Annotated in this window: 26 protein-coding genes; 13 read left to right on the plus strand and 13 right to left on the minus strand. The window is 73.6% G+C overall.

The window, feature by feature from the left end:
* Positions 1-5 precede the first annotated feature (5 nt).
* Entirely contained in the window at positions 6-824 is an 819-nt protein-coding gene (locus tag EV383_RS02140) for an alpha/beta fold hydrolase (RefSeq protein WP_130288347.1), read from the plus strand.
* Positions 825-951: 127 nt separating this feature from the next.
* Here EV383_RS02140 and EV383_RS02145 read toward each other — a convergent pair whose 3' ends face one another.
* Positions 952-1,455, minus strand: a complete 504-nt coding sequence (locus EV383_RS02145; protein ID WP_130288348.1) for an SRPBCC family protein — start codon at positions 1,453-1,455, stop codon at positions 952-954.
* Positions 1,456-1,632: 177 nt separating this feature from the next.
* Between EV383_RS02145 and EV383_RS02150 the strand changes: the two genes are divergently transcribed.
* The 3 genes from EV383_RS02150 to purQ are packed head-to-tail and all read left to right on the plus strand — an operon-like array spanning position 1,633 to position 3,449.
* Complete coding sequence (locus tag EV383_RS02150) at positions 1,633-2,487, plus strand: DUF2334 domain-containing protein (protein WP_207223409.1); 855 nt, start codon at positions 1,633-1,635, stop codon at positions 2,485-2,487.
* A 54-nt stretch (positions 2,488-2,541) separates the two neighbouring features.
* Positions 2,542-2,775: a phosphoribosylformylglycinamidine synthase subunit PurS gene (purS, locus tag EV383_RS02155; RefSeq protein WP_130288349.1), complete on the plus strand. Its 234-nt coding sequence runs from the start codon at positions 2,542-2,544 to the stop codon at positions 2,773-2,775.
* Positions 2,772-3,449, plus strand: a complete 678-nt coding sequence (purQ, locus tag EV383_RS02160; protein WP_130288350.1) for a phosphoribosylformylglycinamidine synthase subunit PurQ — start codon at positions 2,772-2,774, stop codon at positions 3,447-3,449. Before purS ends, purQ begins: the two co-directional genes overlap by 4 nt.
* Positions 3,450-3,533: 84 nt before the next feature.
* Here the strand turns inward: purQ and EV383_RS02165 are convergent, their stop codons facing one another.
* Positions 3,534-4,001, minus strand: a complete 468-nt coding sequence (locus EV383_RS02165; protein ID WP_130288351.1) for an ester cyclase — start codon at positions 3,999-4,001, stop codon at positions 3,534-3,536.
* Positions 4,002-4,135: 134 nt separating this feature from the next.
* Here EV383_RS02165 and purL point away from each other — a divergent pair, with 134 nt between their 5' ends.
* From purL to purM, 4 genes are all read left to right on the plus strand, one after another.
* A complete protein-coding gene (purL, locus tag EV383_RS02170; protein WP_423213624.1) occupies positions 4,136-6,448 on the plus strand; it encodes a phosphoribosylformylglycinamidine synthase subunit PurL in 2,313 nt (770 codons plus the stop codon).
* 22 nt (positions 6,449-6,470) lie between these two features.
* Positions 6,471-6,809 (plus strand): sterol carrier family protein, encoded by a 339-nt coding sequence (locus tag EV383_RS02175; protein ID WP_207223410.1) that lies wholly within the window; start codon positions 6,471-6,473, stop codon positions 6,807-6,809.
* A gap of 160 nt (positions 6,810-6,969) precedes the next feature.
* A complete protein-coding gene (gene purF, locus EV383_RS02180; RefSeq protein ID WP_130293750.1) occupies positions 6,970-8,511 on the plus strand; it encodes an amidophosphoribosyltransferase in 1,542 nt (513 codons plus the stop codon).
* A 67-nt stretch (positions 8,512-8,578) separates the two neighbouring features.
* The gene (purM, locus tag EV383_RS02185) at positions 8,579-9,676 is read left to right on the plus strand and encodes a phosphoribosylformylglycinamidine cyclo-ligase (RefSeq protein WP_130288352.1); all 1,098 of its coding nucleotides are present in this window, start codon (positions 8,579-8,581) and stop codon (positions 9,674-9,676) included.
* A 24-nt stretch (positions 9,677-9,700) separates the two neighbouring features.
* Here the strand turns inward: purM and EV383_RS02190 are convergent, their stop codons facing one another.
* The 4 genes from EV383_RS02190 to EV383_RS02205 form a co-directional block, all read right to left on the minus strand.
* Positions 9,701-10,378: an NUDIX hydrolase gene (locus EV383_RS02190; RefSeq protein ID WP_130288353.1), complete on the minus strand. Its 678-nt coding sequence runs from the start codon at positions 10,376-10,378 to the stop codon at positions 9,701-9,703.
* 181 nt (positions 10,379-10,559) lie between these two features.
* Positions 10,560-10,772, minus strand: coding sequence for a DUF3073 domain-containing protein (locus EV383_RS02195; protein ID WP_130288354.1), 213 nt, complete (start codon positions 10,770-10,772; stop codon positions 10,560-10,562).
* A 200-nt stretch (positions 10,773-10,972) separates the two neighbouring features.
* Entirely contained in the window at positions 10,973-12,067 is a 1,095-nt protein-coding gene (gene ygfZ, locus EV383_RS02200) for a CAF17-like 4Fe-4S cluster assembly/insertion protein YgfZ (RefSeq protein WP_242623395.1), read from the minus strand.
* Between the two features lie 50 nt (positions 12,068-12,117).
* On the minus strand, positions 12,118-12,603 hold the full coding sequence (locus EV383_RS02205) for a Fur family transcriptional regulator (protein ID WP_242622854.1): 486 nt from the start codon (positions 12,601-12,603) through the stop codon (positions 12,118-12,120).
* Positions 12,604-12,842: 239 nt separating this feature from the next.
* Between EV383_RS02205 and EV383_RS02210 the strand changes: the two genes are divergently transcribed.
* Positions 12,843-15,008 carry an ATP synthase F0 subunit B gene (locus EV383_RS02210; RefSeq protein WP_130288355.1) on the plus strand — a complete coding sequence of 722 codons (2,166 nt, stop codon included), beginning with the start codon at positions 12,843-12,845 and terminating at the stop codon, positions 15,006-15,008.
* A gap of 45 nt (positions 15,009-15,053) precedes the next feature.
* A complete protein-coding gene (locus EV383_RS02215) occupies positions 15,054-16,589 on the plus strand; it encodes a hypothetical protein (protein WP_130288356.1) in 1,536 nt (511 codons plus the stop codon).
* 93 nt (positions 16,590-16,682) lie between these two features.
* Here EV383_RS02215 and EV383_RS02220 read toward each other — a convergent pair whose 3' ends face one another.
* The 7 genes from EV383_RS02220 to EV383_RS02245 all read right to left on the minus strand — a co-directional run bounded on the left by EV383_RS02220 (position 16,683) and on the right by EV383_RS02245 (position 20,826).
* Positions 16,683-17,288 (minus strand): heme-binding beta-barrel domain-containing protein, encoded by a 606-nt coding sequence (locus EV383_RS02220; RefSeq protein ID WP_130293758.1) that lies wholly within the window; start codon positions 17,286-17,288, stop codon positions 16,683-16,685.
* A gap of 20 nt (positions 17,289-17,308) precedes the next feature.
* Positions 17,309-17,461 (minus strand): hypothetical protein, encoded by a 153-nt coding sequence (locus tag EV383_RS30980; protein ID WP_165438202.1) that lies wholly within the window; start codon positions 17,459-17,461, stop codon positions 17,309-17,311.
* A 210-nt stretch (positions 17,462-17,671) separates the two neighbouring features.
* Entirely contained in the window at positions 17,672-17,977 is a 306-nt protein-coding gene (locus EV383_RS02225) for a DUF1416 domain-containing protein (protein ID WP_130288357.1), read from the minus strand.
* Positions 17,977-18,816 (minus strand): sulfurtransferase, encoded by an 840-nt coding sequence (locus EV383_RS02230; RefSeq protein ID WP_130288358.1) that lies wholly within the window; start codon positions 18,814-18,816, stop codon positions 17,977-17,979. The genes EV383_RS02225 and EV383_RS02230 overlap by 1 nt, the downstream gene beginning before the upstream one ends.
* A gap of 47 nt (positions 18,817-18,863) precedes the next feature.
* On the minus strand, positions 18,864-19,325 hold the full coding sequence (locus EV383_RS02235; RefSeq protein WP_130288359.1) for a DUF4395 domain-containing protein: 462 nt from the start codon (positions 19,323-19,325) through the stop codon (positions 18,864-18,866).
* A 212-nt stretch (positions 19,326-19,537) separates the two neighbouring features.
* Positions 19,538-19,996 carry a thioredoxin family protein gene (locus EV383_RS02240; protein WP_130288360.1) on the minus strand — a complete coding sequence of 153 codons (459 nt, stop codon included), beginning with the start codon at positions 19,994-19,996 and terminating at the stop codon, positions 19,538-19,540.
* A 32-nt stretch (positions 19,997-20,028) separates the two neighbouring features.
* Positions 20,029-20,826 (minus strand): LmeA family phospholipid-binding protein, encoded by a 798-nt coding sequence (locus EV383_RS02245; protein WP_165438203.1) that lies wholly within the window; start codon positions 20,824-20,826, stop codon positions 20,029-20,031.
* A gap of 168 nt (positions 20,827-20,994) precedes the next feature.
* Between EV383_RS02245 and EV383_RS02250 the strand changes: the two genes are divergently transcribed.
* The 3 genes from EV383_RS02250 to pstS all read left to right on the plus strand — a co-directional run bounded on the left by EV383_RS02250 (position 20,995) and on the right by pstS (position 24,143).
* Complete coding sequence (locus tag EV383_RS02250) at positions 20,995-21,795, plus strand: winged helix-turn-helix transcriptional regulator (RefSeq protein WP_130288362.1); 801 nt, start codon at positions 20,995-20,997, stop codon at positions 21,793-21,795.
* A gap of 73 nt (positions 21,796-21,868) precedes the next feature.
* Complete coding sequence (gene mshD / locus EV383_RS02255) at positions 21,869-22,789, plus strand: mycothiol synthase (protein WP_130288363.1); 921 nt, start codon at positions 21,869-21,871, stop codon at positions 22,787-22,789.
* 241 nt (positions 22,790-23,030) lie between these two features.
* Entirely contained in the window at positions 23,031-24,143 is a 1,113-nt protein-coding gene (gene pstS / locus EV383_RS02260; protein ID WP_130288364.1) for a phosphate ABC transporter substrate-binding protein PstS, read from the plus strand.
* The last annotated feature ends 134 nt before the right edge of the window (positions 24,144-24,277 follow it).

The raw sequence follows: 24,277 nt of genomic DNA on the forward strand, positions 1-24,277 counted from the left end.
CCTCGATGGACACGACCGGGCGGCACGCGACCGCTCCGGACGGCGCGCGGATCGGGTTCGACGTCGAGGGCGACGGCGAGCCGCTCGTCCTGCTCGCCGGGCAGGCCAACTCCCGCCACTGGTGGGACCCCGTCCGAGACGACTTCTCGGCCGCGTACACGACGATCGCGATCGACACCCTCGGCACCGGGACCAGCGACACCGGAGAGCACGCCGAGTGGGGCACCCGCCGGTTCGCCCGTGACGTCGTCGCCGTCCTCGACGAGCTCGGGATCGCCCGCGCGCACGTCTACGGGACGTCCATGGGCGGCCGCGTCGCGCAGTGGGTCGCCGCCGACGCCCCGGACCGGGTCGGCGCGCTCGTCCTCGGGTGCACGACCGGCGGCGGCGCCGGCGCGGTCCCGGCCGATCCCGACGTACTCCGCCCGCTGGCCGGCGACCCGGACGGGGCACGTCGGACGCTGATGGACCTGATGGCCGGCCCGCACTTCCAGTGGTCGCACCCCGCGTCGTTGTCGTCCGTGCTCGGCGACGACACGATGACCCCGCGCGCCCGCCGTGAGCATCGCCGGGCCAGTGAACGTCACGACGCCTGGGACGTGCTGCCGGACGTCACCGCGCCGACACTCGTCCTGCACGGCACCGCCGACGCGTTCGCCCCGCCCGGGAACGGACGGCTCCTGGCCGACCGCATCCCCGGCGCGACCCTGCACCTGTTCGAGGGCGCCCGGCACGCCTACTTCCTGGAACGCCGCGCCGACGCGAGCGCCGTCGTCCAGGACTTCCTGGCCGCCCACCCGTTGTGCGGTGACCCCCGTCGGTGATCGACGTTCGTGGTGAGTTCGTGGCCACAGGTGGCCCTGACATGACCTCGGGGATCGATCACTCATTCGCTGGACGGCGTACCGGTCCTGCGGTACGGACGGCCGTCGGCGTCGAGCAGGGTGTGGCTCACGCCGACGGGGACGACTCCACGTCGGACTTGAGCCGGTCCAGGGTGGTGCGGATGTTGCGACGCTGGAAGTCGGCGAACGTGGAACCGCGGGTCAGGACGCGGTCCGCGAGGTTGGCGACAACGTCCGGCCACGGACGGTCGTCGGTCCAGGTCTCGGTGACCTTCGTGCCCCCGGCGACCGGCTCGAACCGGTACTCCCAGCTGGCGTTCGCCACCCGCAGCGAGGGCGACCGCACGCCCCAGCCCTGCACCTGGAACGCGAACCGCACGCCGGGCTCGGCCGCGGTGACGACGCTCTCGGTGACCCAGCTGACCGCGCCCCGCTTGTTCGTCCCGACGAACCGGTCGCCGACCTCGGCCGGCCCCGGACGACGGGTCGTCGCGCCGGTGTTCTCCGGGCTCCAGCGCGACATGTGCACCGGGTCGGAGATCAGCGTGTAGAGCAGCTCGGGGGCGGCGTCGATGACGACGTCGTCGGAGATCGTGCGGGGTCGTGCCACGGGATACCTCCAGGGCGGGACGTCTTCGACGGGTGATCGGCGGTCGGGTCCCGATCGGGGCCACCGGTGGCCCGCAACGGTACCGATCCACCGATCATCGGGAGTGCTCGTCCACCGGCTGCGCGGTGCTCATCACCCGGATCTCGGGCGTTCATGTCGGTATGGCCCCATGGGGACATGCAGGTACTCATCGGTGAACCGGAGGAGTCCGCCCCGGAGGCTCCGGCCGCGCTCCGGCACACGGCCGAGCCCGGCACGTCGACGCTGCTGGTGTCGCTGTCCGGGCTGACCGACGCCGACGACGCGTCCCGCGCCCGGGCCGTCGCGTTCGCCGGGGAGCTGGACCGGCGCCTGGTCCCGCTCACCCACCTCGTGCAGCCCCGCGGGCCGGAGGGGCCCCTGCGACGCGGCGACGCGCTGGTGCGCTGGGTCGCCGGCCGGGTCCGGGCCGGCGACGACGTCCTCCTGCACGGCTACGACCACACCGCCGACCCGGTCGGCTCCTGGCAGAACGGCGCCGTGCCGCGGATCGGTCGCCGCACCGAGTTCGGGGCCCTGCCCCGGCACGAGGCGACGCTGCGGCTCACCGCGGCCCGCCGGGTGATGACCTCGGTCGGTCTGCGCACCGACGGTTTCGCCCCGCCCGGCTGGGTGGCCTCGAACGGCACCGTGGACGCCCTGCGCGAGCACGGCTTCCTGCTGTGCGCCGACGACACCGCGCTGCGCTCCACCGACCCGTCGCAGCCGTCGATCAGGGCCCGTGTCCTGACGTTCCGGCGCGCCGACCAGTGGCCGCGCTCCGAGGAGCGGGAGCGCCCGGCCGGCGAACACCGCCGTGCCCGTGCGCTGGAGCAGGCCGCGGCCCGGACCGCGAGCCGGGGCGGCGTCGTCCGGATCGCCCTGCGTGCCAAGGACCTGCGCAAGCCGCACCGGGTGCAGGCCGCGCTGACCGCGATCGACGCCGCGCTGTCGGCGGGAGCGGTCCCGGCCGTGCATCGCGGTCTCCTGGCCGCCGCCGAGCCGGCCGCCTGAGGGTCGCGGCCGTCACGTCGAGATCGCGTGCACCCGACCCGTAGGCTGAGCGCCGTGGCCAGAGTGGTGGTGGACGTGATGCCCAAGCCCGAGATCCTCGACGTGCAGGGTCAGGCCGTGAGCCGTGCGCTGGGCCGGATCGGCGTGTCCGGTGTCAGCGACGTCCGGCAGGGCAAGCACTTCGAGCTCGAGGTGTCCGACGGCGTGGACGACGAGACGTTGCACCGTCTCGCCGGCTCGCTGCTGGCGAACCCGGTGATCGAGGACTGGACGGTGACCCGGCTGTGAGCCCGACCCGGGTCGGTGTCATCACGTTCCCCGGCACCCTCGACGACGTCGACGCGGCCCGCGCCGTGCGGATCGCCGGCGCGGAGGCGGTCCCGCTCTGGCACGGCGACCACGACCTGCGCGGGGTGGACGCCGTCGTCGTCCCCGGAGGCTTCTCCTACGGCGACTACCTGCGGGCCGGTGCGATCGCCAGCCTCGCCCCGATCATGCGCGAGGTCGTCGACGCAGCGGGTCGTGGGCTGCCCGTGCTCGGCATCTGCAACGGCTTCCAGATCCTCTGCGAGGCCGGGCTGCTGCCGGGCGCGCTGGTCGCCAACGCCGGCCTGACGTTCCTCTGCCGCGACGTGGTGCTGCGCGTGGACAACGCCTCGACGGCCTGGACCCGCGACTACACCGGCGGCGACGAGCTGCTGATCCCGCTCAAGTCGCAGGAGGGCCGGTTCGTCGCCGCGCCCGACACGCTGTCCGAGCTGGAGGACACCGGCCGGGTCGTCTTCCGCTACCGCGACGGCGCCCCGAACGGCGCCAGCAACGGCATCGCCGGTGTGACGAACGCGGGCGGCAACGTGGTCGGCCTGATGCCGCACCCCGAGCACGCCACGGACGCCCTCACCGGCCCGTCCACCGACGGCCTCGGCCTGTTCCGCTCCGTCCTGGCCGGCGTCACGGCCTGACCGTCCGCTCCCGCGGACACCTGCGCGACTCCTGTGTGACGACGAGCGACCCCGCGGCGGACTCGCCGCGGGGCCGACGGACGATCAGCTCAGTGCGTTCTTCACCTTGTCCACCAGGCCGGGTTTGCCGCTCCCGTCGTCGGGGCCCGCTCCGATCTGCGACATGATGGTGGCCTCGTCGGTGGCACCCCATCGCTCGACGATCTGCCCGTTCTCGAAGCGGCCGATCTGCAGTCCGCGCACCTCGATGCGTCTGCCCGTGGCCGGCACCCCGTTGAACTCGCCCCTGTGGGTGCCCGTGAGGGTGTAGGCGAAGGCGACGTTCTCGTCGTCGGCGACCATCGTCTGCGGCTCGAGATGCGCGTCCGGGAACGCGGTCGTCAGCGTCCGGAAGAAGCCGCGGAAGCCCTCCCGGCCGGGGGCCTGGCCCGGGGCCGGGTCGTGGTCCACCGCGTCGACGGCGAACATCGTGTCCATCGCGGCATCGATCTCCCCGGCGTTGATGTGGGCTGCGGCTTTCTCCTGCGTGGCGATGTTCTGTTCCTTGGACATGGTGGCCGGATGCCCCGGCAGCCCGGCGTCACACATGGGCGCCGGGCGCGAACTCCGGCGCACGAGTGCCCGGCCGGGTGAGGCCGGTCTCGGCGGTGGCCGGGCCGGCGACCCCGGCGACTACCCTGACGGCCGTGACCGAGCTGGCCGACCAGGTGACCGTCGACTCCGTGGCCTCCGCGCAGGCCTCTCCCGACCAGGCCCAGCCGTACGCGGCGCTGGGCCTCAAAGACGACGAGTACGCGCGCATCCGCGAGATCCTGGGCCGCAGGCCCACCGACGCCGAGCTGGCGATGTACTCGGTGATGTGGAGCGAGCACTGCTCCTACAAGTCGTCCAAGGTGCACCTGCGCTACTTCGGCGAGACCACCACCGACGAGATGCGGTCGGCGATGCTCGCGGGCATCGGCGAGAACGCCGGCGTGGTGAGCATCGGTGACGGCTGGGCCGTCACGTTCAAGGTCGAGTCGCACAACCACCCGTCGTACGTGGAGCCCTACCAGGGCGCGGCGACCGGCGTCGGCGGCATCGTCCGCGACATCATGGCCATGGGCGCGCGCCCGATCGCGGTCGGCGACCCGCTGCGCTTCGGCCCGATCGACGCCCCGGACACCGCCCGGGTGCTGCCCGGGATCGTGTCCGGCGTCGGCGGCTACGGGAACTGCCTGGGCCTGCCGAACGTCGGCGGCGAGGTCGTGTTCGACGCCTCCTACGCCGGCAACCCGCTGGTCAACGCCCTGTGCGTGGGCGCGCTGCGCACCGAGGACCTGCACCTGGCGTTCGCCTCCGGTACCGGCAACAAGATCATCCTGTTCGGCGCGACGACCGGTCTGGACGGCATCGGCGGCGTCTCCGTGCTGGCTTCGGAGACGTTCGGCGAGAGCGACGGGACCGGGCCGGGGCGCAAGAAGCTCCCGAGCGTCCAGGTGGGCGACCCGTTCACCGAGAAGGTGCTCATCGAGTGCTGCCTGGAGCTCTTCGCGGCGGGCCTCGTCGTCGGCATCCAGGACCTCGGCGGCGCCGGGCTCTCCTGTGCGACGTCCGAGCTGGCCAGTGCCGGCAGCGGCGGCATGCACGTCGACCTCGACGCCGTCCCGCTGCGCGCGACCGGGATGACCGCGGCCGAGATCCTCTCCAGCGAGTCGCAGGAGCGCATGTGCGCCGTCGTCACGCCGGAGAACGTCGACGCGTTCATGGCCGTCTGCCGCAAGTGGGACACGATCGCGACCGTGATCGGTGAGGTCACCGACGGCGACCGCCTGGTGATCACCTCGCAGGGCGAGACCGTCGTCGACGTGCCGCCGCGCACCGTCGCCCACGAGGGCCCGGTCTACGAGCGCCCGGTCGCCCGCGACGACGCCGCGCAGGACGCGCTGGTCGCCGACGGCCCGGAGTCGCTGCCGCGCCCGGAGACGCCGTCGGAGCTGCGCGCTGAGATCCTGCGGATGGCCGCGGCGCCGAACCTGGCCAGCCGGGCCTGGGTCACCGACCAGTACGACCGCTACGTGCGCGGCAACACCGTCTCCGCGGCGCCCGCCGACGCCGGTGTGGTGCGGATCGACGAGACCACCCAGCGTGGCGTCGCGGTGGCCACCGACTGCAACGCCCGGTTCGTCGCGCTCGACCCGTACACCGGCGCGCAGCTGGCGCTGGCCGAGGCCTACCGCAACGTCGCCACCTCCGGCGCCGTCCCGCTCGCCGTCACCGACTGCCTCAACTTCGGCTCGCCCGAGGACCCGCACGTGATGTGGCAGTTCAGCCAGGCCGTGCGCGGCATCGCGGACGGCTGCGCCGTGCTCGGCACGCCCGTGACCGGCGGCAACGTCAGCTTCTACAACCAGACCGGCACCACGGCGATCCTGCCGACCCCGGTCGTCGGCGTGCTCGGCGTGATCGACGACGTGACCCGCCGCATCCCGTCCGGGTTCGCCGGGGCCGACGGTGACGCCGTCCTGCTCCTGGGCGCGACCCGTGAGGAGCTCGGCGGCAGCGAGTGGGCGCACGAGGTGCACGGCCACCTGGGCGGCCGGCCCCCGGTCGTCGACCTGGAGCACGAGCGGCGCCTGGCCGACCTGCTGGCCTCGGCCGGGTCCCAGGGCGCGCTGACCGGCAGTCACGACCTCTCCGACGGCGGGCTGGCGCAGGCCCTGGTCGAGGCCGCCCTGGCCGGTGGGCGCGGCGCGTCGGTGTCGCTGGCGGAGGTGTCGGTGGACGCGTTCACGGCGCTGTTCAGCGAGTCCGCCGGACGGGTGCTGGTGACGGTGCCCGCCGACGGCGCGGAGGAGTTCGTCGCCCGCGCCGCCGCGGCCGACGTCCCGGTGGTCCGGCTCGGCACCACCGGTGGCGACGCCCTGCGGATCGCCGACGTCGGCGACCTGGGTCTCGACGAGCTCCGCACGGCCTGGGAGGGCACGCTGCCCGGCCGCTTCGGCGCCCTGTCGGTCTGAGGCGGGGGCGGTCTGATCCACGGTGAGCGAGCAGGACGCGCTGGAGAGCTGGCTGGACGGGGGAGAGGCCCCGGACCGGGCCGTGCGCAAGGCCGCGGTGAAGGAGTCGCTGGCCGAGCTCGCCCGCCGTGCGCCCGGGCACAGCGTGGAGGTGCGGGTCCCGCCGTTCGGTGCGGTGCAGTGCATCGAGGGCCCACGGCACACCCGCGGGACCCCGCCGAACGTCGTCGAGACCGACCCGCGGACGTGGCTGTCGCTGGCCCTGGGGCGGTCGCGCTGGGACGAGGCGAGCGCGGCCGGGGCGTTGCGGGTGTCCGGGAACCGGGCCGGCGAGGTCGCGGCCTGGCTCCCGTTGACGTGACCCCCGTCCCGAGCGATGGGTCCACGAGGTCTTCGCGGCGTATGGTCGTGCAAGGCCGCAGATCGTCGCTTGCCGAGGAGCGTGTGCGTTGAGTTCCGTACGGAACGAGAACGTCAGCCCAGCCTTCCCCACCGCCGAGAACCCCGCCTCCGTCAGCCCCGTGTCGGCTGCCGCGCGTGACGACGAGCCCCGCGAGGAGTGCGGCGTCTTCGGCGTCTGGGCTCCCGGCGAGGACGTCGCGAAGATGACCTACTACGGGCTCTACGCGCTGCAGCACCGCGGCCAGGAGGCCGCCGGGATCGCCGTGTCCGACGGGCACCGGATGGTCGTGTTCAAGGACCTCGGGCTGGTCAGCCAGGTCTTCGACGAGCAGACGCTGTCCTCGCTGCGCGGGCACCTCGCGATCGGGCACTGCCGCTACTCCACCACCGGGTCGGTGACCTGGGAGAACGCGCAGCCCACGTTCCGCACGACGGCCACCGGCAGCGGCCTGGCCCTGGGCCACAACGGCAACCTCGTCAACACCGCCGAGCTGCGCGACGACGTCTCCGCGCTGGAGAAGCGCAACCGCTCCGGCCTGCACGCCACCACCGACTCCGACCTGGTCACCGAGCTGCTCGCGGCCGGTGCGGCGGACCTCGGGATCATGGAGGCGGCGATGCGGCTGCTGCCGCGACTGCGCGGTGCGTTCTCGCTCGCGTTCGCCGACGAGTCGACGCTCTACGCCGCCCGCGACGCCCACGGCGTCCGCCCGCTGGTGCTCGGACGCCTGGAGCGCGGCTGGGTCGTGGCCAGCGAGACCGCGGCGCTCGACATCGTCGGCGCCTCGATGGTGCGCGAGGTCGAGCCCGGCGAGCTGCTTGCGATCGACGCCGACGGCATCCGCAGCATGCGGTTCGCCGCACCGGAGCCCAAGGGCTGCGTGTTCGAGTACGTCTACCTGGCCCGCCCGGACACCGTCATCTCCGGCCGTTCGGTCTACGACACCCGCGTCGAGATCGGCCGCCGCCTGGCGAACGAGCACCCGGTCGACGCCGACCTGGTCATCCCGGTCCCGGAGTCCGGCACGCCGGCCGCGATCGGCTACGCGCAGGGCTCGGGCATCCCGTACGGCCAGGGGCTGGTCAAGAACGCCTACGTCGGGCGCACGTTCATCCAGCCCAGCCAGACGATCCGCCAGCTCGGCATCCGGCTCAAGCTCAACCCGCTGCGCACCGTGATCCGCGGCAAGCGCCTGGTCGTGGTGGACGACTCGATCGTTCGCGGCAACACCCAGCGCGCCCTGGTCCGGATGCTGCGCGAGGCCGGAGCCCTCGAGGTGCACGTCCGGATCGCGTCCCCGCCGGTGCGCTGGCCCTGCTTCTACGGCATCGACTTCGCCAGCCGCGCCGAGCTGATCGCCAGCGGGGCCGACACCGAGGGCGTCCGCCGCTCGATCGGGTCGGACTCGCTGGGCTACGTCTCGGTCGACCACATGGTCGCGGCCAGCGAGCAGCCCCGCAGCCGCCTCTGTTGCGCCTGTTTCGACGGCGAGTACCCGATTCCGCTGCCGGAGGAGGCCAAGCTCGGCAAGCACCTGCTCGAGGAGATCGGCACCACGGACGCGGCGCTGCCCTCGCAGACCGTGTCCGGTGCCGCCTCGGGCGATGCCGGGCCGTTGTCGGTCGGCTACGGTGCCGCGGAGGCCCTGGCTCGTCCCTAGGCCGTCGCGGACCGGCCCCACGGTCCGCCCACCCGATCGTCGTCAGCCCCCAGGAGCCGAAGTACCCATGCCCGACCCCGAGCAGCCGCGCGCGAGCTACGCCTCCGCGGGAGTGGACATCGACGCCGGCGAGCGGGCGGTCGCGGCACTGCGGCCGCACGCGGAGAAGGCGAGCCGGCCCGAGGTCCTCGGTGGCATCGGCGGCTTCGCCGGGCTGTTCGCGGCCAAGTGGGGCAAGTACGTCGAGCCGGTGCTGGCCGCGTCCACCGACGGCGTCGGGACGAAGGTCGCGATCGCGCAGGCGATGGACAAGCACGACACGATCGGCCAGGACCTGGTCGCGATGGTCGTCGACGACCTCGTGGTCTGCGGCGCCGAGCCGCTGTTCCTGCAGGACTACATCGCCGTCGGCAAGCTCGTCCCGGAGCAGGTGGCGACGATCGTCGGCGGTATCGCCGACGGGTGCCAGCAGGCCGGCTGCGCGTTGCTCGGCGGGGAGACCGCGGAGCACCCCGGCATGATGGAGGACGGCGGCTACGACATCTCGGCCACCGGCGTCGGGATCGTCGACGCGGAGAAGATGCTGCGCCCCGAGCGGGTGCGCCCCGGCGACGTCCTGGTCGCGATGGCCTCCTCGGGACTGCACTCCAACGGCTACTCGCTGGCCCGCCACGTCCTGCTCGACATCGCGCGTCTGCCGCTGGACGGCCACGTCGAGGAGTTCGAGCACTCCCTCGGCGAGGAGCTGCTCGTCCCGACCCGGATCTACGCCAAGGACTGCCTGGCCATCGCCGCCGAGACCGGTGTGCGGACGTTCTCGCACATCACCGGCGGGGGACTGGCCCGCAACGTCGAACGGATCCTCCCGGACGGTCTCGCCGCGGTGATCGACCGCGGCTCCTGGACGCCGTTCCCGGTGTTCAAGCTGATCGCCTCCCGTGGCCGGGTCGACCGGGCCGAGATGGAGAAGACGTTCAACATGGGGATCGGGATGGTCGCGGTCATCCCGCCCGACGACGTCGACCGCGCGCTCGCGATCCTGACCGCCCGGCACGTCACGTCCTGGGTGCTCGGCGAGGTGCACCGCGCCCCCGACGTCGAGGGCGCCGACGCCGCGGTGCCCGGCTCGCGAGTCGTGCTGCGCGGGGAGCACCCGCGCTTCTGAGCGCCCGGGCCCGACGGCCCGTCGTCAGCGCAGCATCGGGGGGTGCAGGGCCGTCGCCGGGCCCCGCCGGAACAGCCGCGGCGGACGCCCGCGCCCGCCGGTGACCAGCGTCGACGTCGGCACCAGGAAGCCCTCGGTGGAGGTGACCTTGCGCTGGAAGTTGCGCGGGTCCAGCGACGTGCGCCAGACGGCCTCGTAGACCCGGCGCAGGTCGGTCACGGTGAACTCGGCCGAGCAGAACGACGCGGCCAGCGTCGTGTACTCCAGCTTCGACCGGGCCCGCTCGACGCCCTCGGCCAGGATGCGCTCGTGGTCGAACGCCAGCTCGCCGACCTCGTCGACGGGACGCCAGGCCGACGCGACGGCGTCGCCGCCCGGCGTCGGGTCCGGCAGGTCCGGCAGCAGCGCCAGATAGCCGACGCTGAGCACCCGGCCCCGGGGGTCTCGGTCCGGCGCCGCGTAGCTCGCCAGCTGTTCCAGGTATCCGACGACGGCCTGACCGGTGTCCGCCCCGGTCTCCTCGGCCAGACGTCGGCTGGCCGTGTCGGTGAGGTCCTCGTCGGGCAGCACGAAACCACCGGGCAGGGCCCACGAGCCCAGGAACGGCTGCTCACCACGTTCGATCAGCAGCACGTGCAACCGGTGGCGGCGCACCGTGAGCACGACGAGGTTCACGGCGACGGCGAACAGATTGCCGCGCATGGTTCTCGCACCTCGGGAGGGTCGACCGCTACCTGGTCACCGGAATCGGTAATCGGTGACACCGCCGCGGACGAAATGTCCCGGTCCGGCGTGGTGATCTTGCCCTATCCCGTGGCCGGGGGGAACCGGAGGGTACGACTGCGCCTCCGGAGACCCCTCGCCGGCACCGTGAACCCGCCGGTCAGCGGCGGGGTCCGTCGTCCTCGTCGTCGGCCGGACCGTACTTGGCGGCGTACTCGTCGTACTCGCCGTAGTCGTCGTCCGGGTCCTCGGTAGTAACCGCCGTCCCACTACCGATCTCGCGCTGCAGCGCGTCGAGATCCATCGTGGGGGAGCTGTACTTGAGCTCGCGGGCCACCTTCGTCTGCTTGGCCTTGGCTCGTCCGCGCCCCATGGCTGGTCCCCCTTACAACAGGGAAGGGGCGGCCGGATAACTCGGCGGCCCCATTCATGTCATCAATGTCCTGGTAGCAACAGTACCCTGCGAGCCCCGTGGCATGCGACGTGGCACCGCTGTCGTCACAGTCGACGACCGCGTCCGGCCCGGGGTGGCGTGGAGGAAGTCCACCCTCGACCACCCCGGACCAGGGGTGATCACCCGCGAAGGCCGCCGCGCATCTGTGCGGCGCGGCCCGGCGGCGGCTCGGACGCGTCGACGGTGTAGCTGCCCGGGTCGATGGCGGCCGGCGAGGCGCGGTCCTCGACACCGGCGGTCAGCTCGGCGTCGGCGGGGACCGAGCGCTTGATCAGGGCCAGCGCGACCGGCCCGAGCTCGTGGTGCTGCACGACGGTGCCCACCCGGCCGACCGGGCGGCCGTCGCGGACGACGGGGTCGCCGGTCACCGGCAGCTCCTCGTCCCCGGCGTCGAGCAGCAGCAGGACGAGACGGCGCGGCGGGCGTCCGAGGTTCGCGACGCGGGCGACCGTCTCCTGGCCCCGGTAGCAGCCCTTCTCCAGGTGCACGGCCGCACCGATCCAGCCGACCTCGTGCGGGATCGTCCGCTCGTCGGTGTCGACGCCCAGCCGGGGGCGGACCGTCTCCGCGCGCAGCGCCTCGAACGCGAGCGTGCCGGCGGGCCGGGCACCGGCCGCCTCCAGGCGCGCCATCCAGGCGTCCTTCTCCGCGCGCGGCACGAGCAGGTCGGTCGAGTCCGGGCCGGGCCACGGCATCCGGCGCACCAGACCGCCGCCGGGCAGGGCGGCGCAGTCGTACGGGCGCTCGGGTGTCGGCGCCCCGGCCGCGGCCAGCACGGACGGGGTGTCCGGGCCGACGAGGCTCAGGACGGCGAGCTCGGCCGTCGCGTCCCGCGGCTCGACCTTCGACCAGAAGCGCATCGAGTCCAGGTAGGCCAGCAACTCGGCGCCGGCGCCCGGCTCGGTGTCGAGGTACACGACGCCGTCGACGTGCGCGAGCACCATGTGGTGCAGCACCCGGCCGTTGAGGTCGAGCACCAGCGCCTCGGAGCCGGTGTCGGTGCCCAGCGCGCTGACGTGCTGGGTCAGCAGCAGGTGCAGCCAGGACAGGCGGTCGTCACCGGGGACGGCGACGACCTCGCGGTGCCCCCGGTCGACGACGGCGGCCGAGCGCACCATCGCGCGCTGCTCGGCCGGCGGGTCGCCGCGGTGGGCGGGGACGGCGGCGTCGACGTCGGGACGTCCCAGGTCGTCGGCCGGGGTCTCGGGTTCGATCGTCTCGACCGTGCGGGAGTCGGTCGTCTCGGTGGTCGGGTCCGGAGTGGTCACGGGCCTCCCTCGGGTGTCTCGGTGGTCCCGGCGCCGTCGTCGGCGTCCGGGTCGTCGCTGTCGGCCTCGCGGCGGGCCGCGCAGTCGGCGCAGGTCCCGCTCAACGCGACGTGCGTCGCGTCCAGCCGGAAGCCGCGCTCGGTCAGCGTGCGCTCGCTCACCGCACTCAGCAGTTCGGTCGGCGCCTCGTCGACCTTCCCGCAGGAGTGGCAGACCAGGTGCACGTGCCGGTGCTCGTGCTCGGAGTAGGTGGGTGCACCGTGCCCCAGATGGGCGTGCTGGACCACGCCGAGCTGCTCGAGCAGGTCCAGCGTGCGGTAGACGGTGGTGATGTTCACCGCAGGTGCGACGGCCTGTACCTGCGTACACACCTGTTCCGGGGTCGCATGCCCCAGGTCGCGCACCGCGTCGAGCACGAGCTGGCGTTGGGGCGTCATGCGCAGACCGCGTCTGTGCAGCGTGCCCTTGAGCGAGGTGTCCACACACACGATGGTATTCCGTCACGGCCGGTACCCTTGCGGGCAACGCGGCGGGGGATCCCGGCGGAACCGATCCGGACATCGTGTCACGCGACGTGGTGAACGGGCCGCAACGCCACACCGGTGATCCTGCCGTGTGTCGCCAGAGCGAGTCGTAGCTGGCTACGCTGAACGTTGTAGTCGGGCCTCAGTGGTCCGGCCTCGACGAGCAGTGACCGGCCGTGGAGCAGGAGGAAAAGGCGATGACGACAGACGGGACGGACCGGCCAGGCGGTCCCCCGCGCTTCGACGTCGTGCTCCGCGGCTACGACCGGCGCCAGGTGGACGAGCACGTCGTACAGATGCAGCGGGTCATGGGCCGGATGCGCGCGGACATCGAGGCGTTCCGCAGCCGTCCGCCGGCCCCGATGCCGCCGGTGCCGCCGCCCGGGGGCTTCGCCGGTCCGCCACGCGGCCCGCAGCAGGGCCCCGGTCCGCAGCCCGGACCGCGACCCAGCCCGCGGCCGTCGCCGCGCCCGCAGGCCGCCGAGCCGCCGGACCAGATCAACAACTTCTCCGACCGGATGCAGACGATCCTGCAGAAGGCCGAGGAGGAGGCCGAGGAGATCCGGGTCAAGGCCCGCAACGCCGCCCGCGCCGAGACCGAGCAGGCCCGCTCGGACGCCGAGCGCGTCCGCGCCGAGGCCAAGAAGTCCGTCGAGCGTGCCCGGACCGAGGCCGACCAGGCCCGGGCCCAGGGCGACAAGCTCCGTGCCGAGCTCGGTGAGCTGACCCGCAAGCGCGACGAGGTCCGCGCCGAGCTGGGGCGTCTGCGCAACCAGCCGGGTGCGTCGTCGGTCGCGGGTGCAGCCGGAGCCGCGGGCGCGGCCGCCGGTGCCTCGGCCGCCGGGGTCAACGGCGTGTCGTCGCGTCCGTCGTCGCCGTCCGGCTCGTCCTCCGGGGGCGCGTCCTCCCGTCCGGAGAGCGGTACCCCCGCGAAGGAGACGACGTCGGCGGGTGCCACCCGTTCCGACGCCGGGCCCGGACGGCACGAGATCAAGCCGGCCACCGAGGCCGCGAGCCGCGCCGACGACGCCACGAAGCAGGGCGCCGGCAGCCAGAACGCCGGTGGCCAGAACCCCGGTGTCGCCCAGGACGGCGATGCGCGCACCGCGTCACCACGACCCACCCCCGGTCCCAAGCCGAGTCCGGGCCCCAAGCCCGCTCCGGGACCGTCCGGGGTGCGGCCGCAGACCAACGGGAAGCCGGCCGTCGCGGGTTCGTCCGCGGCGGGTCCGTCGCCGTCCGGTCCGGGTTCGGCGTCGTCCGGCCAGGGTCAGGCGGGTCCGGGTCAGGCCGCGGCGTCGGCCGGCTCCGGGCAGGGTTCGTCCGGGGCGGGCTCGTCCCCGTCGGGCCAGGGCAAGCCGGGGTCCGGGCAGTCCGGTTCCGGACAGCGCGGGCCCGGGCACGACGGGCGTGGCGGTCAGCAGGGTCCGGGCCAGCCCGGTTCCGGGTCGTCGAGCCCGGCCAAGCCCGGCCAAGGTGGTCCGTCCCAGAACGGTCCTGCTCAGAACGGTCCGACGCCGGTCGGGTCCGGCCAGAACGGCTCCGGTCCGGGACGGCCCGGTCAGAGTGGCGCCGGTCAGAGTGGCGTCGGCCAGGGCGGCTCCGGCCAGGCTGCCTCCGGGCAGGGCGGCTCGGGCCAGGGCACGTCCGGGCAGGGCGGCGCCTCCGGTCAGGGTGGACCCGTGCAGCAGGCCAAGCCGGCGGCACAGACCTCCGGGCCGAAGCCCGGCGCGTCGTCGACGCCGTCGGGGAACCCGGGGCAGTCCGGGAACCAGGGCAAGCAGGGCCAGCCGCAGGGCGCCGAGCGCACCACCTCGATGCGTCCGTCCACGCAGGACGAGCCGGAGGCGGCGGAGCTTTTCCGGCCCGCGTCGGAGTCGAAGAAGCCGGACCCGGCGACCTCCGCCGTCCCGCGTCAGGACCCTGCGCGGCCGGGCACCGGACGTCCGGACCAGCCGGGCCAGAGCGGTGGCAACGAGGCCGAGCGGACGGTCGCGGTCAGTCCCGTACGCCGATCCGGTGACACCTCATCGGGCGGTTCTGACAAGCCCGCCGGCCCCGAGCGTCCGCCCGCGTCGGGCACCGAGAAGGACGGCACCGAGGCTCCCACGACGATGAGCCGTACCGTGGGGACCCCTCCGGGGGCGACCAACGGCGGCACTCCTCGTCCCGGCCCGGCGAACGGCGAGAACGGTGCCGCGGGCAAGAAGCCCAGCTCGGACAAGCCGTCCGGTTCCGGCAGCGACGGTGCCCGCTCCGGAACCAACGGCCAGGGCGAGCCCGACGGCACGCGCGATCAGGGCCGCGGGAACGACGGCCGGGGCAACCCGGTCCGACCGCCGTCGGCGTCGCGCACGAGCTGAGGCGTACGCGCGGGAGATCCGCCGGGGCCCCTAGGCTGCGCCCCCATGCAGATCGGCACGACGACGATCCCGTCCCTGCCGCTCGCCGCGGTGGTTCTGGCGATGCTGCTCGTCGTCCTCGTGCTGTGGGGCGTGCGTAGGGCCCGGCGCCACCCCGCCCCGGCCGCGGTGCCGGGCGTCCGCCCCGCCGTCCGTACCCCGGAGCCCGCCGACCACCCGTGCGCCGCCGACTGGACCGGTGAGGTCGCCAACGGCTACCTGACGCCTCCGCCGCCGGTCGAGCGGCCGCGGACGGTCGCCGACGTCGTCGCCGAGCGCCGTGCCGACACCTCGCCGCTGCCGGTCGTGGCCTCGGCGGTCGCGGCCCGGCCGTCGCCGACCCCGAAGGCAGGTGCGCACGCCGCACCGGACGCCTCCCCGGTGTCGGGCACGACGGGAGGGGACACGGCAGGGACCGACGCCGAGATGTCCGGCCCGGCCGTCCGGTTCCGAGGCGCCCACGCCGCATCCGCCGCGACGCCGGGTACCGACGTCTCCGTCTCCCCGGTCGACGTCGCGGGCTCCTCCGACCAGGACGGTCCGGAGACGGACGCGACCGCGAACCGGGTCCGGATCGACCCGGTGACCCTCGGCGCGATGGCCGGGCACGACAGCCCCACCGCCCCCGGCGACGCCACCGCCGACGGCCACGCAGCTCCGGGCGACCTCTCCGCCCCGTCCGACGAGCGCCCGGACACCCGGACCCTCGCCGCCCTGCGCCGGCAGCCGGACGACGTCCCCGCAGACCCGCTCCACGCCGTCCCGGAGGGCCCCACGGCGGACGGCTCCACGGCGGACGACGTGGCCGCGAACGGGGCCGCTGCGAACGGGGCGGCCGAGCAGGCCGCCGCGGACGAGGACCCGGCCACGACGGACTCGAGCGAGGCTGAGGAAGCCCTCCCGGAGCCCGCCCAGGACCCGGTCCCGCCTCCGTGGTCGGCCGCCCGCAGCGAGCCCGCGGAGACCGGACTCGAGCCGACCGACGACGTGCCCGCCCCGGAGCACGGGACAGCGGAGCACGAGACAGCGGAGCACGGCGCGGCGGGGTTCGGCCCGGCGGAGCACGGCGCTGCGGAGCACGGCGCTGCGGAACCGGTTTCCCGCGCGGTGCAGCAGGCTCTCGCCGCCCGTGCGGTGCAGGCGGCCCGGCTCCGGCGTGACGACATCCCGGACGACGCGCCGCCGGCGCCCGAGCCCGTCACGGCGTCACCGTCGTCCGAGCACCCGCTGACCGTCGTGCCGTCCGGGTCCGCCCCGGTGTCCGTCGTCGACCCCCGGGACCGCCTTCTCTCGGTGCTGCTCGACGACCCGGCGCGGGCGGTCGGCGCCACCGAGGACCTCGACGACGCCCGGGACCGGATCGACCAGCTCGGTGACGTCCTGCGCCGCCGCCGGGCCGACCTGGCCGTGGCCGTGCGACGGCTGCACGACTCGGGCCTCGACCGCGAGCAGATCTGCCGCCTCGCCGGGATGGGCTGCGACGACGTCGCCACGATCCTGGACGCCCGCACCGACGGCGCGGACGGCTCCCGGCACGCCTGAGCCCCTCCGGGACGCCATTCCTCGCCGGAGGCAGGAGGACGGAGCCCCGGGAGGCGGCTCGGGTACGCCGGACGCCCCGTGAGGGGGCAGTGATCAGCCGACCACGCGGTGCAGCAGCGCCGACAGGTGCGGCTGCAGCTCCTGCCCGACCATCGCGCGCTCGTCGACGTAGGCCAGGTCGCCCTGGTTGACCAGCCCGTACAGACGCTTGGCGCCGGTCACCTCCTTCGCCGACGGTGTGCGGGCGACGGCGTCGGTCTCGATCTCCCAGGACCGCAGGTCGCCCTTGGAGCCGTAGTAGAGCTCGACGATCCCGGTGTTGTGCGCGATCAGGACCTCCATCGAGCCGTCGGACTGCGGGCGCCAGAACCCGGTCTCGCGGGCGGCGGGCCGGATGATCTCGCCGTCCTCGCCGAGGAGCCAGGAGCGCGCCTCGTAGGTGACGAACGGGCGCCCGTCGTGGGCGAAGGTGATCTGCTGGCCGAAGTGGAACGGGCCGTCGATCGTCGGGTAGACGACCTCGCCGGTGCCCCGCCACACGCCGATCAGCGGCAGCAGGGGAAGGCACTGCTCGTGCAGGTCCGGGCCCAGGCGCAGGTTGGCCGTGTCGTCGGAGATCGGGAGGTCGTCCCACTGCGGCCGGTTGCGCTGCGCCGAGTCCGGCGCGGCGTTCTTCGGGCCACTGATCGTGGTGGACAGCTGCGGGTCGTCGGGTTCGGTCACGCGTCGGGCTCCTCAGAGTTGTCCGCGACGGCCGTGGTGGGCGCCGGCGCGGCCGGCTCCACCACGAACAACCGCCGGAGCAGGAAGCCTGTCCACGCCGCCGTACCGGCCGTGAGGGCGATCAACAGCCCGGTGGAGAACCAGTGCACGGCGCTCCAGCATAGTCGCGCACCACACCCCGGCTCCCGACGGGCGCACGCTGCGCGCCCGCCACGATCCGCACCCCGTGCGTCGGTCGGCACCCCCTGCACGGGGTGCGGACCGACGGCAGGGGTGCGGATCGGATCGACCCCGCATGCACGACGCCGCCCCGGACGGATCCGGGGCGGCGTCGGGGTGGTGCGGTGGGGGTGCGTGCCTCAGGCGGCCACGACCTCCACCTCGGCCTGGTGCAGGCCGGGGCCGTCCGCGACGAGCTCGGACTGGCCGTTGCCCGCCCGGGACAGCGCCCGGACGGTCCAGGTGCCGGGGGCGGCGAAGAACCGGAAGTCACCCGAGGCCGAGGAGACGACCTCCGCGGTGAACTCGCCGGTGCCGTCCAGCAGACGGACGAACGCGCCGCCGACCGGCTCGCCGCCGGCCACGACCCGCCCGGCCAGGACGGTCTCCTTGCTCAGGTCGGTCCCGGGCGGGAGCGACACGGACTGGTCGGGTGCTCCACACATCAGGCGTTGCTCCCCAGCTCGATCGGCACGCCGATCAGCGAGCCGTACTCGGTCCAGCTGCCGTCGTAGTTCTTGACGTCGGAGTGCCCGAGCAGCTCGCGCAGCACGACCCAGGTGTGCGACGAGCGCTCACCGATGCGGCAGTAGGCGATGGTGGACTTCGAGCCGTCGTAGCCGGCCTCGCCGTAGAGCTTCTCCAGCTCCTCGTTCGACTTGAACGTGCCGTCCTCGTTGGCGGCCTTGCTCCACGGGATGTTGATCGCGCTCGGGATGTGGCCCGGACGCTGCGACTGCTCCTGCGGGAGGTGCGCCGGCGCGAGGATCTTGCCGGAGAACTCGTCGGGCGACCGGACGTCGACCAGGTTCTTGCCGTTGATCGCCTCGACGACCTCGTCGCGGAACGCGCGGATCGAGTTGTCGGCGTCCTTCGCGGTGTAGGAGGTCTTCGGGCGGTCCTTGACGTCGGTGGTCAGGGTGCGGCCGTCGAGCTCCCACTTCTTGCGACCGCCGTCGAGCAGGACGACGTTCTGGTGCCCGTAGAGCTTGAACTCCCAGTAGGCGTAGGCGGCGAACCAGTTGTTGTTGCCGCCGTAGAGGACGACCTTGTCGTCCTGGCCGACGCCCTTGCCCGAGAGCAGCGCCTCGAACTGCTCCTTGGTGACGATGTCGCGGCGGACCGGGTCCTGCAGCTCGTCGGTCCAGTTGACCTTGACGGCACCGGGCAGGTGACCGCCGTCGTACGCGGTGGTGTCCTCGTCGACCTCGAGGAACACGACACCGTCGGTGTCCAGGTTCTGCTCCGCCCAATCGGCGGTGACCAGGACGTCCTCGCGGCTCATGTGTTTGCTCCCAATTCGGTGTGTCGGTGTCGTGGGGACGGAGTGGGTCAGGCGCCGGCGGTGCGCGTGGTGCGCAACCGGGCCAGCAGCCCGTACATCTCGCAGCCCAGGCAGAAGCCGAAGGCCGCGTTGAGGAAGGCCGCCGCGAGTGCGAATGCTCCTGCGACGAGCCCGAGCGTGGTCAGCCCGGACAGGTAGCCGATCGCGGCGACGGCGGCGAACACGAGCCCGACGGTCTGCGAGAAGCGGACCGGCGCGGCGTCCTCGCGCTCGGCGGGCGGGGCCAGCCGGGGTGCGAGGAGCTTGCGGAACAGCACGCCGTAGGGCGCGAAACGCATCCCGGCGACCGAGCCGACGCCGAAGACGACGGCCTGGGCGGCGGCGAGCCATCCGCTGGCGCTGACGAGCACGAGCGCCAGGACCACCGTCGTGACGGCGGCACTGAACCGGGCGCCGCGCGGGTCGAGCCGTGGCTCCACACGCGCGGATCCGGTGTCCGTTGCGGACATGGGCGAACTCCTGAGCGATCGCGTTCTGCCTGCGGTGCAGCGCACCGCGGAAGGGTCGGGGTCAGGAGGCCCGACACAGGCAGCCGGCGAGACGGCACAGATCAACCGTGCGACGTCGGGTCAGCGGCCAGTTCACGGACGCGAGGGTAGCCGAAACGCGCCGTTCGTGGCACCGCCGTCCCACGTCCGGGGTACCCACGCGATGCGCGTCACTACCGGTCAGCCTCCGCGGGCCGGTGCACGGCCGCGAGCAGCTCGTCGACGCGCGGGACGCCGGAGACCCGGGCCAGCTCGGTGCCACCGGCGTCGAAGGCGACCGTGGTGGGGGTCCGGAGCACCCCGAGGGCCCGGGCGACGTCGGTGCGCTCGGCGACGTCGATCTCGACGTGGCGCAGCGAGGGGTCGTCCACGGCGAGCCCGCCGAGCACCGTGGCCGTCTGCCGGCACGGTGCGCAGACCGGTGACGACAGCTGCAGCAGCAGGACCTGTCCGGTCCCGTCCGGTGCGACGCCGGCGAGGTCCCAGCCCGACGGGGCCGGGGGAGCCGACGAGCCGGACGGGGCCACGGGGGAGGCGGCCCGGACGCTTCCGGAGCGTGCCCGCAGCACCAGGCCGACGGCCGTCGCCGCGCACAGGGTCGCGACCAGCACCATCAGGCCCGCAGTACTCACGATGTGTCCCTCCCGGATCGGGGCCGGGAGCGTCAGCTCTGCGCGGTCGAGGCCCGTTCGCCCTCGCCGATCACCAGGTCACGGACCTGGCCGGAGATCTCCAGTGTGCCCTCCTCGGTCCGCAGCGCGGTCGGGGTGACCTTGAACGGCAGCCCGCCCGGGTCGAGGACGACGGTGAACGTCCTGGTCAGGGAGTTGCGCACGGAGTTCGGGAGCTCGTCGGCGCCCGTGTCGGCGGGACGGACGTCACGCGGGGTGATCCGGACCTGCCCGTCGCCGGTGATCTGCAGCGCGACCAGCACGTTGATCTCCTGCTCCTCGCCGGCCACCGTGGTGGTGGCGACGAGCAGCGCCGCGTTCCGGGGGTCGAGGCCGCGCAGCGTCGGGTCGCCACCGGCCTCGACGACGTCGGAGATGGCGTTGGCGTCCACGTCGGAGATGACGAGCTTGGTGACGCCCGGCAACGTCCGGAGCACGTCGCTCGCGCCGATCGAGATGATCCCCTCGGCGTCGGTGATCCGGAACCGCGGCGTGCCGGAGACCAGGTCGCCCAGCGGGGCCCGGACGTCGTGCAGCTTCGCCTTGACCTCGACGTCGCGCAGGGGACCGACCTGCAGCCGCTCCATCGACACGTCGACGGACCTGTACCTCCCGGTCGCGGCCTGGGCGAGGAACGAGACGCCGTTGATCCGGACCGACGGGTCCTCCGGGAGGGCGAGCCGCTCCCGCATCTGGCGCGACACCGCGGACTCCGCGGCCGCGGCGGCGCCGAAGTCGGCCACCACGAGCACGCCGACGAGCACGACGACAGCGATGATCAGGCGTCTCACGCGACCTCCAGCACGGACCGGTACGCCGGTCAACGCTAGAGAACCGGGGTCGGCGCGCCGCAGGCGGGGAGCGGTGGATCGATTCACTTTCCGTCAGTGACGTGAACCGCGAAGCGCAGACCGCGGGATGTCGACGGGGTATCGTCCGCGTATCGAGAGGAGGCGGTCATGGAACTGCTCCTGCTGACGACCGCTCCGGACGCCGCCACGGTGCTCCCGGCCCTGGCGTTGCTACCGCACGGTGTTCGCACCGCGGCCCCCGAGGTCGCCGCACTGCTGGACGCCGGCCCGCACGACGCCGTCCTGGTCGACGCCCGCACCGACCTGGTGGCCGCGCGCAGCCTGTGCCGCCTGCTCGGCAGCACCGGCACCGACATCCCGGTGGTCGCCGTGCTGAACGAGGGCGGCCTGGTCGCCGTCTCCGGTGAGTGGGTGGTGGACGAGATCCTGCTCCCCGGCACCGGTCCCGCCGAGGTCGACGCCCGGCTGCGGCTGCTGCGCTCGCGTCCCGGCAACGAGGCGAACTCCGCCGGTGGCGCGCTCGTGCTCGGCGAGCTGGTGATCGACGAGGCGACGTACTCCGCGCGGTTGCGCGGGCGTCTGCTCGAGCTCACCTACAAGGAGTTCGAGCTGCTCAAGTACCTCGCGCAGCACGCCGGACGGGTGTTCACCCGGGCCCAGCTGCTGCAGGAGGTCTGGGGCTACGACTTCTTCGGTGGCACCCGCACGGTCGACGTGCACGTACGGCGTCTGCGCGCCAAGCTCGGCGGCGAGTACGAGCAGATGATCGGCACCGTGCGCAACGTCGGGTACAAGTTCGTCCGGCCCGCCCGCAACGGTCTCACCGCACCGCCCGACCTGGAGCCCGAACCCGCCCCCGGCGGAGAGGCCCCGGCCGAGTTCGCCCGCAACGGTAACGGCGACGCCGGACGTAACGGCGAGGCCGTGCCACTGCCCGGACCGCGCTGACCCGCACCGCACCGACGCGTCCGGTCACCCGGCCGTGGTGGGCCCGTGCCCGCCCGGCGTTAGGGTCTCCGGCGTGACTCCGCGTGTGCTGCCCGAGCTGGACCGGGACACGGTCCGTGCCGTCGCCGACCTGCTGGCGGTCGCGACCGCCGCTGACGGTGCCGAGCCGTTCTCCGAGCAGTTCCTGCTCAACCTGCGCGGGTCCGGCGCCCGCGACGGCCTGAGCCACGTCGTGGCCGACGGCCCCGACGGTGCGATCGCCGGCTACGCCCAGCTCGACGACGGCTACGCCGAACTCGTCGTCCACCCGGAGCGTCGCCGCGGCGGTGTCGGCACCGCACTCGTCGAGGCGCTCGAGGGACTCGTCCCCGGCGATGGGAGCGGCGACGAGGCCCGCCCCCCGCGGATCTGGGCCCACGGCGACCTCCCGGCCGCGGCCGGGCTGGCCGAAGGCAGGGGCTACCGCCGCGACCGTGTGCTCTGGCAGATGCGGCGCCCCCTGAGGTCCGACGGCGCCGAGCCGCTGCCCGAGGTGCACCTGCCCGACGGCGTCACGCTCCGCTCGTTCGTCCCCGGCCGCGACGACGACGAGTTCCTCCGCGTCAACAACGCCGCGTTCGACTGGCACCCGGAGCAGGGCGGCTGGAGTCACCACGAGCTCGACGAGCGCGCCGGCGAGGCGTGGTTCGACCCGTCCGGGTTCCTGCTCGCGCTGGACAACTCAGGCCGCCTGCTCGGCTACCACTGGACCAAGGTGCACCCCGCGACGGACGACGAGCCGGCGCTCGGCGAGGTCTACGTCCTCGGCGTCGACCCGGCCGCCCACGGCCGCGGCCTGGGCCGGGTGCTGACCCTGGCCGGTCTGCATCACTTGCGCGACAACGGTCTGGACACGGTGCTGCTCTACGTCGAGGCGGACAACGGACCGGCCGTCAGGGTCTACGAGCGGCTCGGTTTCACGGTCTACGCGGCGGACGTCAACTACGCCCGCTGAGCGTGGCCGATCGGGGTCCGTCGGGCGGGCGTTACACCCGGAGGGTCGCGAAACCGCATCGACTTCGTGACTCCCCGTCGACGCTGTGACCCACGCGTCCTCGTCCGGTGGCCTGTTCATGCTGCGTTCATCCGGCAGGCCCGCTGCGTCCATTCCTCGCACTTAGCGTTCCGCCCGAAGCGGTCACCCCGAACCGCACGAGTCCGGCTCCCGCCGAACCACGATCACGGAGGAACCTGCAGTGAAGACCAAGCGGCGCGCGCCCCGGGCGCGACTCGCGGCCATCGGTGTCGCGACGAGCTGTGCCCTGTTCCTCGCCGGATGTGGTGCGGCGAACGAGGGCGGCGGCAGCTCCGAGGGTGGCTCCGGCGTCTCCGGCACCATCTCCGGTGCGGGCGCGAGCTCCCAGCAGGCGGCCATGCAGGCCTGGATCGCCGGCTTCACGGGCGCCAACTCCGGCGCGACCGTCAACTACGACCCGGTGGGCTCGGGTGGCGGCCGGACCCAGTTCATCCAGGGTGGGCAGATCGCGTTCGCCGGTTCGGACGCCTACCTCAAGGACGAGCAGCTGACCCAGGCCCGCACGCGCTGCGGCGGCCAGGTCATCGAGGTCCCGAACTACGTCTCGCCGATCGCCGTGATCTACAAGCTCGACGGGGTGCAGAACCTCAACCTGTCGCCGGCCACCGCCGCGGGGCTGTTCAAGGGGCAGATCAAGACGTGGAACGACCCGAAGGTCGCCGCGGACAACCCCGGTGTGGCGCTGCCGGCCACCGCGGTCTCCCCGGTGCACCGCTCGGATGAGTCGGGCACCACGGAGAACTTCACCGACTTCCTGAACAAGGCCGCCCCGAGCGTCTGGACCGACGAGGGCGACGGCGAGTGGCCGAAGACGGTCGCGGGCGGCGAGGCGGCGCAGGGCACCTCCGGTGTCGTCGGCGCGGTCGGCCAGGGCAACGGCACCATCGGCTACGCCGACGCCAGCCAGGCCGGTCAGCTCGGCAAGGCCAACCTCAAGCTCGGCACCCAGAACGTGGCCCCGACGGCCGAGGCCGCGGCCAAGATCCTCGAGGAGTCGAAGCGCGTCGAGGGGCAGGGCCCGACCTCGTTCGCCTACGAGCTCAACCGCACCTCGACCGCCGGCGCCTACCCGGCCGTGCTGGTGTCCTACCTGATCGCCTGCCCGCAGTACCCGGACCAGGCCCAGGCCGACACGGTCAAGGCGTTCCTGAACTACGTCGTCAGCGACCAGGGTCAGCAGGCTGCCGCACAGGCCGCCGGCTCCGCCCCGCTCTCGGCGACCCTGCGCGGCCAGATCACCCCGGTGATCGACCAGATCAAGGTCGGCGGCTGACGGACGACCCGGTCACCGACCGAGTCGAACATCATCTAGCCACGAGCCCCGGGCGGTGTTCATCATGAACGCACCGCCCGGGGCTCCCCGGCGAAGTCCCCTGCCCAGCGCACGTCCGCAACTCCAGGGATCAC

Origin of the sequence: Pseudonocardia sediminis (assembly GCF_004217185.1) — a bacterium.
Taxonomy (GTDB): Bacteria; Actinomycetota; Actinomycetes; order Mycobacteriales; family Pseudonocardiaceae; genus Pseudonocardia; species Pseudonocardia sediminis.